The organism is Paenibacillus sp. MDV22-iso6, assembly GCF_058408365.1.
This window is the reverse complement of sequence record NZ_JBZVDZ010000010.1, coordinates 156,234-171,978: the sequence shown is the minus strand read 5'-3', so window position 1 is coordinate 171,978 and position 15,745 is coordinate 156,234. Positions and strand designations below refer to the sequence as shown.

Here is a 15,745-nt window from a genome sequence, read left to right as displayed (position 1 = left end):
CTGGCTTTCTTATATGAAGAATCTATTATAAGTAAGATCCTATAAAACCTGCTTAGTGTGAAACGACGGTTTTCTTCCGTGACTGCATTCTCAGATACACCTGTGAGAAAACAATGGATGCCAGAGCTACTGCGGTCATGCCCCAAAAAATGTTGTTGTACGCCGAGGCTAATGGCAATTGCTGCATGGCTGTCAATGCCACGCCAGTTACGGCAACACTAAATGCTCCGCTGAAGAACTGGCTAAGCTGGAACAGTCCCATGCCTGCACCTACTTGATCCATCGTCAGATTGCCCGACAATTCATTAGATACGCTTGTTGTCAGTGCAGAGAATCCTACGCTAAGCAGAATGTATACGGCCATAATGGCATAGATGCTGTCGTCTGCAAAAAGAGCAAACAATCCGGCAGCAGCTAGCAGCAACCATGGTGCGAACTTGAGCAGTTGTGTATTGCCGTGTCGGTCAATCATGCGGCCAATCCGATTGGATAACAGCATGGACACGATTGCACCCGGGAAGATGACAAGCCCAGACTGGGCCGGAGTCAGGCCATACAGATGTGCTAGAATTTGCGGTAGCAGGAACAGCGTTGAGAAGTTGTTAATATACGAGACAATCCCTAGTGAGCTGAGCATCATATATTTTTTGTTTTTGAACAGAGCCGGTTGCACAAAGGGATCAGCCGCACGGCGAATTCGTAGCCAGAACAGGACCAGTGCAGCCGCACCAATAACGAGGGTTACCCATTCACGTGAAGTCAGGAATAGCAGGACACCGGTTGTTCCAATCGCCAGTAACAGCGCGCCGAGTAAGTCGAATGAACCCTTTTGTGGCATCTCACTTGGAAGCAGTTTGAAAAATACAGGGATCAGAAACAAGGTTAGTCCGGTAACGATAAACAGATCATGCCATCCGAGAAACTGTGTAATACTGCCGCCGATCACAGGTCCAAGTCCAAGACCCAGTGAGCTGGCAGACATAACAACAGCCATGGATTTACCCCGGCGGTCACTTGGAATGTAACGAGTAATAAGAACGATAGCTAGCCCTGGTACAGAAGCTGCACCCGCAGCCTGAATCAGACGTGCAATGAGCAGAAGGATAAAATGGTTACTGAAGAAACCAAGAACGGATGCCGCACCAAGCAGTGTAAGACCGGTCGTAAACAGGGTGCGAATCGGAATGAAATCCGATAGACGTGAGAACGTGATCGAGGAAATAGCAAAAACGATGGAATAACCGGTGACAATCCAGGAAGAAGAGACAGATGAGAGCATAAATTCAGCTGCAATTTTGGGTAGGGCCAGATTGAACATCATCGTATTCATAACGACAAGCACAACCGTGAAGCCAAGTAGACTTACGATTAACCCTTCCTGTATTGCTGCTGTCCGTTCCCCAGATGATGCAGTTGCGGTGTTGTTCATAAAAACCTCCTAGATTGATGTGTATTTCGCAACATTTCAGAAACGGTGTGTAACATTTGCAAAATGTGGTATAGAGTGAATCCCATGCCTGACAGCAGGGATACATAAACGAAATATGTTTGTAAGTTCGATTGGTATCGAACATTAGAAATATATCATGGAACTATGCTAAAATACAATGGATAGTCTGAAAAAAAAGGAGACTACAACGATGAAAATTTTGCACCATCCTCAAGTGGAGGATATCGAACTTTCTTCCGTATTGTACGCATTAAGTGATCCGATCCGTCTTGGGATAGTAACCGAAGCAGCCAGAAATGGTGAGCAGCCATGCAGTCATTTTCGTGTACCTGTTGTAAAATCTACGATGTCACACCATGTTCGGACCCTGCGGGAAGCCGGAGTCATTCGAGTGAGAGTACAAGGTACACAGCATTTCCTGACACTAAGATCCGAAGATCTGGAAGTGCGTTTTCCTGGTCTGTTGCAGCCTTTGTTACAAGCGGCAGCTCAGTCCGAAATACATGATTCCTAGATAATGTCCTTTCTTCAAGTTGAAGAGGGGACATTTTTTTATGTTTGGTATATTCCATACTGCTGCGACATTCTATGTCGTACCACGTCCTCTATAATAACGGTGAACACACAAACCATATCGAAAAGAGGTTCACAAACGTTGGCAAAAACAAAAAGAGGACGCGTCCTGTGGAATCTACCATCCCGAGGAAGAGGAACATGCCCGGTGTGCAGCAGCACCCGGATTAAATTGTTGTATTCGCAAACGAAAACAGATGGTACGAGTTTGAAAGTATGCAAAAAGTGTTCCAAAGCTGTGCAGTCCAGAGTGGATAAGGCAACCGTATAACATAACAGGCCTGTTCTTCGGAACGGGCCATGTCTTTTGGTATAATATAATTACGAAATACGGAATGAGACAGGGGGGCGGGGAAATGAGCAATATGCATCGTATTCACTGGTTTGACGAGCAGATTCGGAGTGGACGTTTTCCGAACAGCAGCTGGCTTGCACGTGAATTTGAAATATCCCGGCGCCAGGCCCAGCGTGATATCGAATATATGGCGATTTCTCTACGTGCCCCCCTGGTGTATATAGCAAAATATCGGGGGTATTGTTACGAGGATCAGACCTACCGGCTGCCCCATTTATATATGACGGAAGAAGAACAGCGGGTGCTTAAGTATCTGGCGCATCGTTATCGGCATTACAATTATGATCAATCAGATGCGGTGAAGCGTGTGGCGCATTTGCTGGAGCGTTTTACGCTCGAGGAACAGCAGACGGGAAGCAGTCAGTTTCCTGTGTTTAAAGCAGATCCGCAGCAGCTTCAGTTTTTTGAAATTTTGTCCAATGCGATTGCCGAATCCCGCAAAGTACATATCCATTACAGAGATCATGCCGGAGAACGGCAATTTACCTGGTGTCCATTGAAAATGCTGTCTCAGTTCAACGCCGATTATGTGGTTGGTTATGAAATGGACCCTTTACAGCAAACGGCCATCCGGCTGGAGGGCATGATTCATGTGCAGATGACGAACGAGACGTTTCAGTGTCAGACAGATAGGTTGCTGGGTGCATGGGAAGAGGCGCTGCCTGTCCGTAAACCGTTTGTCGCTGAGATAAGGCTGAAAGAAGTGCAGCAAACAGAACTGTGGCAAGGATATCGGATTAAGGAGAAGCAAGATCAGATTCATTGGATTGAATTTTACGATACGGATGCTTTCCTACAGCATTTGTTTATTAGTGAGTGGGAGGAATTGTTGTCTCCATCGTGGCTTAGACGAAAGCTGCAGCAAAGTGCTGAAAGCATAATCGATAGGCTCGCCGTACAGCACAAGGCAAATGTGAATTAGAGCAACCACGGAGAGGAGATTTTTTTTGACTGAAGTTGTGTTAGAAAACCTGATGATGAAGCGGGAGTCCAAATCGTATGTGGATAGCCTACACGCCATATTGACCCATGCGGGTCTGTTTCAGGGTTCCAAGTATCTGCTAGCTGGATATACGGGTATGGCATTCAAACTATCGGTGCATCGCAGACTACTGCCCATGTCGGTTACAGCCTATGGTCAATGGGGAGAATCCCATCGCCCTGGAATCGATAACATGGGGATATTCACGATCTGGGATGGGGGACGGACACGTCATCCCACATTCGGGTATTACCAGCGGGATGCGGTAAATTGGGTGAAGCGCAGTCTGGATGAAGGCATCGGGGTGATCTACTGGATTCCGGAATTTGGTGTCATTCATGGGTATGATGACAGTGATCGCATCTTTTACGTGCAAGATGGCTGGGGCAAGGAACCACAGATTATGCTGTATGACAATTTCGGATTAAACTTCACCGGGTTTTGGTATTGTCAGGTCTTTGGTGACCAGGTACATATCCCTGAACAAGAGATGCTGTTGGAATCATTGAGATTGGCAATTGAGGATTGGGATATCCCATATCGTCTACTGCCTGATCGGAATATCGTTTCGGGCAGAATGGCTTATGATGTGTGGGTGCAAGCCCTTCGGGGTGGAGATTACGATGCATCGGGTGCTGCGTATATTTTGGAATCCTATTGCCAGTCCCGAACTGAAATTCAGATGTACTTGCAGGATGCGCGGGGGATATGGACCGAACTGGACCAAGCCTATGCATGTTATGAACAGCTTGGAGCATTGATTATACAGATGAAGGCATGCATGATTCAGGAACATAACAGAAGGATTATGCAGGCAGACGCCACAGAGAAGCTGGCACAGGTTTTATTGGAAGCGAAAGCATTGGAAGAGCAGGCTGTTGATTATTTTCGTTTGATCTCCTCGAAGTATCCTGATCGTAAACGGTCCACCGTGCCACGTTGGGGAGCGCACTCGGCGAGATAGAGAGGAGTAGAGGATGGGAAGCAAAATACTGCCGGATTGGATTGATTCTACACAAAGCAGGAATTCTTCACGTGAACACATATCATGGAACGGAGCGGGCTCTTATATAGATGCGATGTACAGAATTCTGGTGCATAAACAGTGGACGGATTTACCGCGTCACATGATTGCGGGAATGACCGCAAGTGTGTTTCGATTAGTAGTGGATCGGCGTCTAACGACAGAATCAATCTCAGCGTACAACTGGATGGCCGAGAACTTTGTAGCTGCTGATTTCATAGGCGTCACGACCGGACAACACGGGGGATTTTCGTTCGAGCCGACCTTTCCGCTCTATCAGAAGCAGGCCCTGTTGGATATTAAAGCTTCCATTGACCGGGGTGTAGGGGCCATTCTATGGCATGACCAGTTTGTCATTTGCACTGGATATGATGATGGGGAGCAGATGCTGTTCATTTGTGAGAGTCAAGAAAATGAAGTCATTTGTCTGCCCTATGATTCTTTTGGTCGGAACAGTACACCATACTGGTACTATCAGGTGCTTGAATCCCATTCAACTGTAGACATATGGGAAGTATGTAAGGAATCATTAATTCAGGCCGTATACAAATGGGAGACCCATGATTACATGCTACCACCTCAGGATTACGCATGTGGACCTGCTGCTTATGCAGCCATTGCTGATGCCCTACAATCTGGTGTATATGAAACCGATCAAGCTGCCATTGTTTTGCGCTATTATGCTGATTCAAGAAAGGATATGGCCTCCTATGTTGCAGAGCTTGAGCATTTATCCAATCAGATGAATCATGTTGTGCAGGCGTACGCGTTACTCGCAGACCTATATGCTCAGATGATGGAGAAGGTTGAGGATTCAACAGCGTGGGATGCGAAGGAACCAGGGCATGTGCTAAGGGTGATCCATCTGATTGAGCAAGCAGGGGAAACGGAACAGCGTGCCATTGATGCCATTAAGCAGGCCTTCCCAGAGACGATTGGCAATCGTTTTGAGGATATTGGATTAAGATGAATGGAACAGTGCACATACTTCAAAATGGAAAGATTATTGACAAATAGACCGGAAATGACCGCTGAGTGCGGTCGTTTTCGGTCTTATTTGAGTTTAAGTAAGCCACATATATGGGCGGGTTGAAAGACGACCCTCATACATTAACTGCACTAGCATTCATAGTCTCGCATGAGCTTCAATTCGAGTTGGATCCGATGGAACATGGCGGGGCCAACATTCTGGCTACATTGTCGAAGGTTGCCTGCCAGTCGGTCGTAATGATGTTCGCGATATAACCATCTGGCCGTATCATGACCAGCGTGTCGCTGGTGATGCCATAGATACGAGTCAATTTGCCGCTGGAGTCATGGAGGACGTTTTGTTCTGAATCGTGTGCGGTATCAACGACGTAGCAGTGTAATTCGGCACCGCTGGTCGGCCAGTTCAACTTGGGAAGTATCTTGGCAGCGTTAGGACCAAAGGCAAGCAAAGTGAAGTGAGGCCCTTGATAGATGTCGAACAAACGCCGTTCCCCACCAGGTCCGTTGCAGGGAGCATCTGGCGCCCGGTCACCGACATGAAGGGTCCTTGTGGCCGATTCTTCGCTAGACGCGAGCGGCCCACCATGGTACGAAAGTCTAAGCTGTCGCTCCTCATCTCCGCGCTTCAGGCTAGCCAGGCGATTTTTGTCTAGATTGGCGTACAGCTCGCTGGATTTGCTGAGGACTCGAGCGGCAATGGGTTGACGCTCGGCCTCGTAGCTGTGAAGCAGACTATCGGGTGCCCCAGCAGTGACCTGCCCTATTTTCCAGCCGAGGTTATAGGCGTCCTGTATACCCGTGTTGAGACCCTGTGCACCGGCCGGGGTATGGACATGAGCAGCATCGCCTGCAATGAAGACACGTCCCGACCGATAGTGTTCAGCCAGTCGAACGTTGGGGCGAAACACCGAACTCCAGGTAATGTCGTAGAGACGCAAACCTGTGAGTTTGTGGAATTGAGTGGCCAGTGCGGCTTCGTCAAGGATAGGCTTTTCATCTGGTGCCAGCCTGATCATGACTTGGAACTGATCGGAGTGTGGCAGCGGGCAGGCTCCGACAAACGTGCCACGTGTGCGTGGCCACATATGCCACCTATTACGAGACAGTTTGTCGATCGAGCCGTCAATAATGAGCGTACGGTCAGAGTCGGTAGTCTCTCCGATAAATCGGATACCTGCCCCTTTGCGAACGCTGCTCGAACCTCCATCTGCTCCGACGAGATATCTGCTGCGAACCTTCTCCCCGGAAGAGAGAGTCGCCGTTACTCCATCGGCATCCTGTTCGAATTGCTCCAACCCGTTGTTAAATTCAATGGTTAAGCCGAGACGTTTCAGTAGGCGGTGTAAGATGGCATCCGTTCGGTGTTGCGCCAACAGGAGAATGTTTGGATACGGATCGCTCGGTGTTGGTTTATTTTGCTGCTGCATGCGCCAAGGCACAGTTAGCGGTCCAATATGAAAACCGGCAAGCGGGTAAGAACTTCCCTCTGACTGAGCCTCTTCCAGCACGCCGAAGTCCTCCAAAACCTCCTGGGTTCTTGGTTGAACTCCCTTGGCACGGGAACCTTGAAAGGCGGAGGGGCTTTGTCAACGAGTCGGACACGAAGGCCGCGTCGAAGCAGGTCGACTGCAAGAGCGGAGCCAGTCGGTCCAGCTCCAGCGATGAGTACGTCAATATCGTAATGTTGGGTCAGTTGAATCTCCTCCTGATCACCCATATCGCAATGGATGAGATATCATGCTTTGTTTATTGTTTCTGAGAAACTTTTTAATTTCCGATGAAACAATCATAGTTTAATCCTTTACTGCTGTCAATATTGTTTCCAGGAAACTTTAATTGTCGAACATACCCTGATATACTGGTATGAAGCTAACAATCGTTGGAGGAAAATTGAATGATCAACCCATCGGAAAATCAAAATAGAGATCACTTAATTCAAGAAGTATTGGAAGCAGTGAAAGATATACAGATCAGATTCCAATCAGAAGATGACGAAGAAAAACAGTGGTTGCTCCAAAATAGTCCTAATCCGGCTGTTGAAGAGCTAATCAAAGAAATGACGGTGACGATGCTGCATGTGCTGGATGCTATTGGTACACTCGAGCCAGTAAACGGCATAACCATTTCAAAGCAATTCGGCTTCTCCAAAGGGACGGTCTCCAAAATCACGAGAAGACTCGTGTCTCAAAACATCATCGTAACCGAGTCACTTCCGGATAACAAAAAAGAAGTTCTATTCCGTACCACATCGCTCGGAAAAGAGATTTATCGTTTGCATCAGGGCCTGCATCATCAGATTGATCTTGGGGTTCATCATTTCTTGCAACGGTATAACGAGGATGAGTTACAGTTTCTCGTCAACACTCTCCAAAAGACGCTGCATACATCATGGATTCATACGGAAGCAGAGGAGGAGGCTATTGAACCCGCCCTAAGAAAGGCGCATACTACTGAGGATTCAGAAGCTCATAGGGCCAATAGTTCTACATCATCGACCGATGAAATGAATGAAATCATGTCTATGCTCAACAAGTTGGATTCCCGTAATTTGAAGAAAGCAAAAACCATATTAAATGATGTTTTTTTTGCAGACTATGAGGACTAGCCACATAATATTTCATAAGGAAATGGTGTGCAGGTTTCTGCGAACAATAAATGTAGCTATAGCAAAATACCGGATAAGGCTGATAGGCCTATCCGGTATTTTTTCGTATTTTGCCACATCTGAGTCCATTGCTCATCCTTATTTCAACCTGTACAAGAAAAAATAACCATAAATTCGATTTTGGGGTAATGTGAAGCTCCCTTTGTTCCGAATATTATAATAGATGGTCTTTTTTGGATGGAGGATATTGAAGGACAACAGGGGGCGGGAGTATGGTGCATAATCCGGAAACCATTCAGGAATGTATCGAAAAGGCACGACAGAGGCTTTACCAGATTGCAAACGCTCATAAAGAACTGTGGCATCCGGAGGTCATTCGTCAATCGATGGTTCTGGATGAACTCATTAATCAATATAACAATGCCATTCGCGGAAAGACATCCCGAAGTAAATAACGGCGCGTTATAAACCTCGGGATGAAATGATGCGAATGCATTCAGTTTTAGTATACGAACCCTATTCTTTTACGGCCCCAAGCACAATTCCTTTTACAAAGAAACGCTGCAAGAATGGATACACGAGGAGGATTGGCAGTGCCCCAATAAAGATCTGGGCTGCGTTAACGGTACGCTGCGACATGTTCTGAAGCTGCGTCGCATCGACATTCATATTGGAGAAATCCTGTTGCACGATAATGGTTTGCATTAACGTAGCGAGCGGATATTTGGCTGCGTCATTCATATAGATCAACCCGTCGAACCAGGAATTCCACTGCCCCACCATGGTGAATAGGGAGATCGTTGCAATGGCCGGCATGGACACAGGCAGATAGATGCGGAACAATGTGGTGATATGGTTGGCACCATCGATGAACGCCGCTTCTTCTAGCTCTTTGGGCACGTTACGGAAGAAGTTCATCATGAGAATTAGGTTCCAGACCGCCACAGCGCCCGGCAAAATCAGAGCCCACATGGTGTTGATCAGTCCCAGCTTTTGAATCAGGATATAGGAAGGGATCAGTCCGCCACTGAACAGCATCGTGAAGATGAAAAACCACGCGTACAGTGAACGTCCCTTAAAGTTCAGACTTTCCTTGGATAAAGGATATGCCGTCAGGGTGACCAGCACCATACTGAGCAGCGTACCGAACACGGTACGTTGCACTGAGATCCAGAGGGCGCTAAGAAAGTTACTGTTACCAAACGTTTTGGTATAAGCGTCGACTGTAAAATCAATCGGCCAGAGCGTTACCAGATTGGCGGAAGCTGCCGCTTTACCGCTGAAGGAAACCGCCAGAATGTGGACAAGCGGCAGCACACACAGCAGCGAGACGGCCGCGATGAAGAACAGGTTGAAGCCGTTAAATATACGGTATCCGGTCGTTTTGTGATACACCTTAATTCCTCCTTAGAAAATGCGGTAATTAGCGATTTTGTAAGCCATCCGGTAGGCAGTAATAACGAGGAACATGGCGACAAAGGATTTAAACAAACCAACCGCAGTCGCAAAGCTCATTTTGCCATTCAAAATACCCATCCGATAAACAAACGTGTCAATAATATCGCCTTTATCATATACAAGTGGATTGTACAGGTTGAAAATCTGGTCAAATCCAGCATTAAGAATATTCCCCAGTGATAGCGTTCCCACCACAATGATCATCGGCACGAGTGCAGGCAGCGTAATGTGTAGGGTCTGCTTAAGCCGTGTTGCCCCGTCAACTTCGGAAGCTTCGTACAGAGCAGGGTTAATGCCCGCAAGGGCTGCAAGAAAGACAATGGTACCAAATCCGAATTCCTTCCATACATCACTGATGACCACGGTTACACGGAACCAGTCGCCATCTCCCAGAAAGAAGATCGGTTCAACGCCAACAGCCGCCAGCACCTGGTTAATCAGACCGCCTTCGGGGGAAAGCATGTCCAGCAGTATGCCGCCCAGTACAACCCAAGACAAGAAATGGGGTAGGTATACCAGCGTCTGTGAGAACCGTTTGAACGTGGAATTACGTACTTCATTCAGCAAAATGGCAAACACGACCGGGGCCACGAGTCCGGCCACAATCTTCATGGCGGCAATCAGTACGGTGTTCCAGATGACCTGAACACTATCCGGATATTCGAACATGAATCGGAAGTTATCCCATCCTACCCATTTGGAGCCGGTGAATCCCAGCCATGGTTTGAAATCCTGAAACGCAATAATAATGCCGCCCATAGGCACATAGGCGAACAGCAATGTGAGCAATACCGAAGGCAGCAGCATCAGATGCAGCGGCCAATTGCGTTTGAAATTCCAGCGGGTACGTTTGCGTGGATTGTGTGTTGCCTGCCGCACCGGCGTATTGGTCGTTAGTGGTTGTTCCATAGCCATCAGGTCCCTCCTTTATATCGTCCAGCCTCTGCATAATGAGGCTAGTAAGCCTCTGCAAATAGTGGAGCAACTGAATTATAGCAATGGAAACGGGCGGGCTATAGAACAACATTTCAAGGCGGATGTTGATTTATTAACTTGTTAAAAACGTATACCGAATAGTGACTCATTTGAAATTCAGTATAGATATGTAAGGGGTTTCAATATAAAATAGGACTTCGATGTGTATCTTTACTTTAATCCGGGACAGGGTGAAGCAATGAAATTTACAGTATTCTCAAAAACAGTCATGCTGCTGGTCTGCTTGCTGGTACCCATCTTGCTGCTCTATACCTACGCGAATCAGGCGAACGTGGACATGATCGTCGAGGAGAAGCAACAGTCCAGCTTGAACCAGTTCAACTATTTTAGCTCTCAGGTGGATAAAAATATTGAACAGCTCTCGCTTTATGGGCTGACTTTACTGCGTGATCCAAGCATTCTACACTATCGTTACATGACAGAATCGACCAGCCAATATGAGAAAAACAGCATCTATCTCGATATTCTCGACAAATTGTCACTATACCAGTCCACCAGCCGCTGGAAGAACGATATTACCATTGTTCTGCCTCAGGCAGAGCTGGTCCTATCCACCATGTCCAACCGGACGGTATTCAATGAGAAGATGTTAAACTTTCCACAGCCAGGCCGATGGCAGTTGAACGAAGGCAGCTTCACTTATTTCTTTACGGATAACTACGAGTGGAATGAAAAACCTGTGACCACGGATGTACGAACGGTGATGGAGATTGATTTTGACCCGATGAACATTGTTGCCATGCTGGATGATTTCAAGGAGGCCCAGGGAGGAGATCCCTTTCTTCTCGTCCCTGGCAACGAGCCTCTGTTAAATCGGAGTGCGGACCCCGAGCTCGTGGAAGCGGTGATGCGGGACATGCCATTAACCGAATTGGATAGTGAAGGCAACCATCAGCTGGAGGTGGGGGGCAAGCAGTACTTGGTCAGTTATGTGCTCTCCAAACAACTAAACGGAATCTATGTTAACCCGGTTGTACTGGATGATTTGCTTACGCCGATGGACAAGAGCCGAAATATGTTTATAACCTCGATTTTGCTGCTGCTCGTGCTCAGTATTGGCGCTGCCCTGTTGTTATACCGAAAGGTACAGGTGCCGATACAACGTCTGATGAGAGGATTGCAGCAGATTCGCAAAGGACAGCTGTCCACACGAATTCCGGTCGATCACTCCCGGGATGAATTCGCTTATCTGACGCAGAGCTTCAATCACATGGCCGAGCAGATTCAGGAGCTGATCGAAAAGGTATACGAGGAACGCATTCGCTCGCGGGAAGCGACGTTGAAGCATCTGCAATCACAGATCAATCCTCATTTCCTGTATAATTGTCTGTTTTATATTAAAAATATGACGCAGCTCGGCAACCGCGAAGCGGTTATTGCCATGTCGCTCAGCCTGGGAGATTACTATCGCTACATCACACGTGATGAGAACGATATGACGACCGTGGAAGAGGAAATCCGGTTGTTGGACAATTATTTGTCCATCCAACAGATGCGCACCAACCGTTTGTCGTATGAGATCGCTGTACCGCAAGAACTGATGCAGCAGCACATTCCGAGGCTGCTGATCCAGCCTATTGTGGAGAATGCAGTCATTCACGGCATTGAACCGATGGAGGGTAGCGGTCACATCGTGGTTACTGGCATGGCAGCACATGAGCAAATCGATGGAAGGGAATACACACGATACAGTCTGTTTGTCGATAACGATGGTGTTACTTTGACGCCGGAAGAGATTGTTAGTCTTGAGCGAGAAATCAATGAACCGATGGGTGAAGAAATAGGCACGGGTACCTGGAATGTACACCAGCGGCTCGTTACACGATATGGTCATTCTTCAGGACTTCATTTTGGAGTGATCCCTTATGGGGGTCTCAGTGTGGAAATACGATGGTTTGAGGAGGAATATCCTAATGATGAATCTAATGGTCGTGGATGATGAACATTCAGCGGTGGAATCGATTGCAGCCTCCATACCGTGGAGAGAACATGGGATTGGGCACGTATATAAGGCGTACTCGGTGAAAGAGGCATTGCAGCAAATGGCCGCACATCAGGTCCATATTATCATCACCGATATTCGTATGCCGGGCTTGTCTGGTCTGGATTTGGTGAGTCATATTCGTCAAAAGTGGGAGCGGACCAAATGTATCATTTTATCTGGACATGCATCCTTTGATTATGCGAAGCAGGCACTCCGTCATGGAACAGTGAGTTATCTGCTGAAACCAGTGCGGGATGAGGAGTTGATTGAAGCCGTGCAGCAGGCCTCCGTCCAGATTCGGCTGGAGGGAGAGAAACAGTTGATGCACCAGCGCGCCATGTATTCGGTGAGAGAACATTTACCGGAGAAGCGGGCGGGATTAATGAAGGATGTGCTGCTTGGACATAAATTTGTAGAGAGCGAACTTGTGGAGAAGCTGGAGCAATTCGAGATTGGATTCCGTCCCCAGGACAAAATGCAGCTGCTGCTTATCCGCTATGATGACCCACAGCCAACAAACAAGGCATTCCGTCTAATGAAATACGCCATCTCTAACGTCGTGGAAGAAATCTTTAGCAGCAGCTATAATCTCTGCCATACGGACGATGCGTATGATGATCTCGTTTTCATGGCAAGTCCGAAACAGGCACAGTCTGAACCGGAACTGCTGATGGGGCGGCTCGGAGAACGGCTGCTTCACAGTGTGAAGCAGTATTTAAACGCGACGATTTCACTATCAGTCAGCCGGATAGGCCGTTTTCCAGAGCAAGTTCCGCAGCTTTACCATCAAGCTGTAAGTGCACTGCGCAAGCAGGCGGAAGCAGGCAAAGGTCTGCATCTCAATGCGGCTGCCGGCTCCCATGGATCAACATTGAAATCACTTGCGGCACTTTATGAGCCACCCGGACTGACCGCACTGCTGGAAGCAGGACGGATGGAGGACGCCAATCGCAAGATTGATGCGATTTTTGCCGAGTTATCGGATAGTGTGTTCCCGGAGCATGTCTATGTTGCTTTTCACTATCTCGCTGCCGCGTTCTCCTACATGGCTCATCGGGAGGGCAGACAGTTGTCTGATGTCCTTGGTGAGCAGTATCAGCAACTGTTGAAGGACGGCTACGGCGTGTCACTTCGTAGTCTGGAAGCATGGACCCGGAGCGTGATGGAACAATGGGCTCTAAGCACAACCGATACGGGCCAGGAAAGTGGATCGAACATGATCAGACAGGTCCAGCAATGGATTGACAACCATCTGGGCGAAGATCTTTCCTTGCAGGTTATTGCAGGGGAGGTACATTTGCATCCGGTGTATTTGTCCAAAATGTATAAACAATCAACGGGTGAAGGCATTAGTGACTACATTATCCGTTCCCGGATGGAACGTGCTGTTCACTTGCTGAAACACACGGCAATGAAGATTTATGAAGTCGGTCAGGAAGTGGGATATAACAATACCCCTTATTTCATTCAAGTATTCCGTAAACATTATGGCCTGACCCCGCAGGATTTTCGGAACGGTTAACAAATCAATATGAACATTGAAATTGTGATATATGTTTGCTTCCCCGGCTGCACTATCCTTTTCATGTAAGGGTATTCAAAGTGATTGAGGAGGGGTTTCATGTATAGAAAAATGATGACTGCATTGCTTGCACTGACGATGGTTGCCGTAACGGCATGCAGTTCGGGGGCAAAGGAAGAACCATCCAAGGAAGCGGCTGCACCACTTGCGCTGCAAGATGGTAAGTATGAACCTGCGGTTCAGATGAGCTATTTGCGAGCCTGGAATGATGATACAAAGTTTAAGAACGGAGAAACTGCACAGAACAACGTGCACACCAAATGGGCCAAAGAACGTTTGGGCATCGATCTGACCACACCTTGGGCTGTATCCGTGACCAATGATGCTTTTTACACGAAGCTTCGTCTCTCCCTGTCGGCTAATGAAGAGCTGCCGGATATCGTCTCCATCCGTGGTGACTACAATCTGGTGCGTGAGTTGATTGAGTCGGGTAAATTCGCCGATGCAGGTGAACTGTTCGATAAGTATGCATCTGACACATGGAAAGGGGCTGCTGAATCCGCACCGGAAGAGTGGTACCCGTACATGTATGAAGGTAAACGGTATGGCGTTCCGATCTTTGACTATGCTTACAACGGAGACCCGGTAATGTTTATCCGTGAAGACTGGCTGAAGAAGCTTGGACTGGAAGAACCAAAAACGATCGATGAGCTCGTTACGGTGATGGATGCATTTACGAATCAGGATCCGGATGGTAACGGTAAGAAAGATACGTACGGTCTGACGGTCGGCATGAAAAATGCCCTCAATACCTGGATGACTGAATCTGGCTGGATCTTCGGAATGTATAACACGATGCCAGGACAGTGGAATCTGAATGCAGAAGGAACACTGGAATACGGCTCGGTTCAACCGGGTGTGAAAGAAGGACTTGCAACGATGAAAGACTGGTTGTCCAAAGGCTATCTGCCGAAGGAAGCCGGCGTATATGATGAGATTAAGGCGGCTGAATTGTTTACAGCAGGCAAAGCGGGAATCATTGTGGGACCGCACTGGATGCCGAACTGGCCGATCGATGATGTGAAGAAAAATGTGGACGGCGCTACCTACAAAGCAATTGCCCTTCCAACCGGACCGACTGGCGAGAGCCATCACCACGGTTCAGGTGCTAGCAACGGGGTCGTGTTGATCAACAAGGATATGGCAAACCCAGAAATATTCTTCACGTATCAAAATTATTTGTTTGATAACTTCGCTAATCCAGAAGTGGGTGGGGAGTTCGAACATGGCTTTGCCCAAGGATATGACTTTGATATTGTAGATGGCAAAGTGCTTGGTGAAGCTGATTTGAAAGACGGCGTATCCCCGCTGAAGTATACACTTACTTATGATGGTGCCCGTATTCCTAACCTGATGATGGATACGTTGGCAGAACTCGCTACAGGTAAGGAAGCAGAAACACCTTTCGAGAAAAATACGAAAATTGCCAACAAACCTGAAGTATTTGCTGCGGCTCAAGTCGTGGTAGCTCATAAGGATGATGCAATCAAGAACAAATTTACGGGTGCACCTACGGATACGATGAAGATGAAGAAAGATGCGCTCGACAAGCTGGAGAAAGATACGTTCAGCAAAATCATTTACGGTCAGGTTGGCATCGATGAATTCGACGCGTTCGTAACGAAGTGGAAATCCATGGGCGGCGATCAAATCACAACGGAAGTCAATGAATGGTTCAAAACAGTTAATTAATACCTTGAATGATTTACGAGATGAATCATACTAAAGTAATACAAGAAGGAAGAG

Annotated in this window: 13 protein-coding genes and 1 pseudogene; 10 read left to right on the top strand and 4 right to left on the bottom strand. The window is 47.5% G+C overall.

Annotated features, from left to right (window positions below):
* Positions 1 to 52 precede the first annotated feature (52 nt).
* Positions 53 to 1,429: an MFS transporter gene (locus AC4PM4_RS25690; RefSeq protein WP_491614830.1), complete on the bottom strand. Its 1,377-nt coding sequence runs from the start codon at positions 1,427 to 1,429 to the stop codon at positions 53 to 55.
* Between the two features lie 211 nt (positions 1,430 to 1,640).
* Between AC4PM4_RS25690 and AC4PM4_RS25685 the strand changes: the two genes are divergently transcribed.
* The 5 genes from AC4PM4_RS25685 to AC4PM4_RS25665 all read left to right on the top strand — a co-directional run bounded on the left by AC4PM4_RS25685 (position 1,641) and on the right by AC4PM4_RS25665 (position 5,354).
* Complete coding sequence (locus AC4PM4_RS25685) at positions 1,641 to 1,964, top strand: ArsR/SmtB family transcription factor (protein ID WP_072735591.1); 324 nt, start codon at positions 1,641 to 1,643, stop codon at positions 1,962 to 1,964.
* 141 nt (positions 1,965 to 2,105) lie between these two features.
* On the top strand, positions 2,106 to 2,294 hold the full coding sequence (locus tag AC4PM4_RS25680) for a hypothetical protein (RefSeq protein WP_076291183.1): 189 nt from the start codon (positions 2,106 to 2,108) through the stop codon (positions 2,292 to 2,294).
* Between the two features lie 85 nt (positions 2,295 to 2,379).
* On the top strand, positions 2,380 to 3,300 hold the full coding sequence (locus tag AC4PM4_RS25675; protein ID WP_072735589.1) for a helix-turn-helix transcriptional regulator: 921 nt from the start codon (positions 2,380 to 2,382) through the stop codon (positions 3,298 to 3,300).
* 25 nt (positions 3,301 to 3,325) lie between these two features.
* Positions 3,326 to 4,324, top strand: a complete 999-nt coding sequence (locus AC4PM4_RS25670; RefSeq protein WP_491614829.1) for a hypothetical protein — start codon at positions 3,326 to 3,328, stop codon at positions 4,322 to 4,324.
* 13 nt (positions 4,325 to 4,337) lie between these two features.
* Positions 4,338 to 5,354 (top strand): hypothetical protein, encoded by a 1,017-nt coding sequence (locus AC4PM4_RS25665; RefSeq protein WP_079697138.1) that lies wholly within the window; start codon positions 4,338 to 4,340, stop codon positions 5,352 to 5,354.
* A gap of 175 nt (positions 5,355 to 5,529) precedes the next feature.
* Here AC4PM4_RS25665 and AC4PM4_RS25660 read toward each other — a convergent pair.
* Positions 5,530 to 7,091: pseudogene (locus AC4PM4_RS25660) on the bottom strand (FAD-dependent monooxygenase).
* A 177-nt stretch (positions 7,092 to 7,268) separates the two neighbouring features.
* On the opposite strand from AC4PM4_RS25660, the gene AC4PM4_RS25655 reads away from it, so the two are divergent.
* Together AC4PM4_RS25655 and AC4PM4_RS25650 are read left to right on the top strand one after the other, a co-directional pair.
* Positions 7,269 to 7,979: a MarR family transcriptional regulator gene (locus AC4PM4_RS25655; RefSeq protein WP_491614828.1), complete on the top strand. Its 711-nt coding sequence runs from the start codon at positions 7,269 to 7,271 to the stop codon at positions 7,977 to 7,979.
* Between the two features lie 272 nt (positions 7,980 to 8,251).
* Positions 8,252 to 8,434, top strand: a complete 183-nt coding sequence (locus AC4PM4_RS25650) for an aspartyl-phosphate phosphatase Spo0E family protein (protein ID WP_063567084.1) — start codon at positions 8,252 to 8,254, stop codon at positions 8,432 to 8,434.
* A gap of 61 nt (positions 8,435 to 8,495) precedes the next feature.
* Here AC4PM4_RS25650 and AC4PM4_RS25645 read toward each other — a convergent pair whose 3' ends face one another.
* Positions 8,496 to 9,374, bottom strand: a complete 879-nt coding sequence (locus tag AC4PM4_RS25645; protein ID WP_063567085.1) for a carbohydrate ABC transporter permease — start codon at positions 9,372 to 9,374, stop codon at positions 8,496 to 8,498.
* Between the two features lie 12 nt (positions 9,375 to 9,386).
* Complete coding sequence (locus tag AC4PM4_RS25640) at positions 9,387 to 10,346, bottom strand: ABC transporter permease (RefSeq protein ID WP_371129284.1); 960 nt, start codon at positions 10,344 to 10,346, stop codon at positions 9,387 to 9,389.
* 265 nt (positions 10,347 to 10,611) lie between these two features.
* On the opposite strand from AC4PM4_RS25640, the gene AC4PM4_RS25635 reads away from it, so the two are divergent.
* The 3 genes from AC4PM4_RS25635 to AC4PM4_RS25625 all read left to right on the top strand — a co-directional run bounded on the left by AC4PM4_RS25635 (position 10,612) and on the right by AC4PM4_RS25625 (position 15,691).
* Entirely contained in the window at positions 10,612 to 12,372 is a 1,761-nt protein-coding gene (locus AC4PM4_RS25635) for a sensor histidine kinase (RefSeq protein WP_090954828.1), read from the top strand.
* Positions 12,347 to 13,939, top strand: coding sequence for a response regulator transcription factor (locus AC4PM4_RS25630; RefSeq protein ID WP_176854790.1), 1,593 nt, complete (start codon positions 12,347 to 12,349; stop codon positions 13,937 to 13,939). The genes AC4PM4_RS25635 and AC4PM4_RS25630 overlap by 26 nt, the downstream gene beginning before the upstream one ends.
* A gap of 99 nt (positions 13,940 to 14,038) precedes the next feature.
* Positions 14,039 to 15,691, top strand: a complete 1,653-nt coding sequence (locus AC4PM4_RS25625) for an extracellular solute-binding protein (protein WP_063567088.1) — start codon at positions 14,039 to 14,041, stop codon at positions 15,689 to 15,691.
* Positions 15,692 to 15,745: the final 54 nt, after the last annotated feature.

Coding starts and splice junctions, on each gene's coding strand:
- AC4PM4_RS25690 (WP_491614830.1), bottom strand. CDS start 1,429: ATGAACAACACCGCAACTGCATCATCTGGGGAACGGACAGCAGCAATA.
- AC4PM4_RS25685 (WP_072735591.1), top strand. CDS start 1,641: ATGAAAATTTTGCACCATCCTCAAGTGGAGGATATCGAACTTTCTTCC.
- AC4PM4_RS25675 (WP_072735589.1), top strand. CDS start 2,380: ATGAGCAATATGCATCGTATTCACTGGTTTGACGAGCAGATTCGGAGT.
- AC4PM4_RS25665 (WP_079697138.1), top strand. CDS start 4,338: ATGGGAAGCAAAATACTGCCGGATTGGATTGATTCTACACAAAGCAGG.
- AC4PM4_RS25655 (WP_491614828.1), top strand. CDS start 7,269: ATGATCAACCCATCGGAAAATCAAAATAGAGATCACTTAATTCAAGAA.
- AC4PM4_RS25650 (WP_063567084.1), top strand. CDS start 8,252: ATGGTGCATAATCCGGAAACCATTCAGGAATGTATCGAAAAGGCACGA.
- AC4PM4_RS25640 (WP_371129284.1), bottom strand. CDS start 10,346: ATGGAACAACCACTAACGACCAATACGCCGGTGCGGCAGGCAACACAC.
- AC4PM4_RS25635 (WP_090954828.1), top strand. CDS start 10,612: ATGAAATTTACAGTATTCTCAAAAACAGTCATGCTGCTGGTCTGCTTG.
- AC4PM4_RS25630 (WP_176854790.1), top strand. CDS start 12,347: ATGATGAATCTAATGGTCGTGGATGATGAACATTCAGCGGTGGAATCG.
- AC4PM4_RS25625 (WP_063567088.1), top strand. CDS start 14,039: ATGTATAGAAAAATGATGACTGCATTGCTTGCACTGACGATGGTTGCC.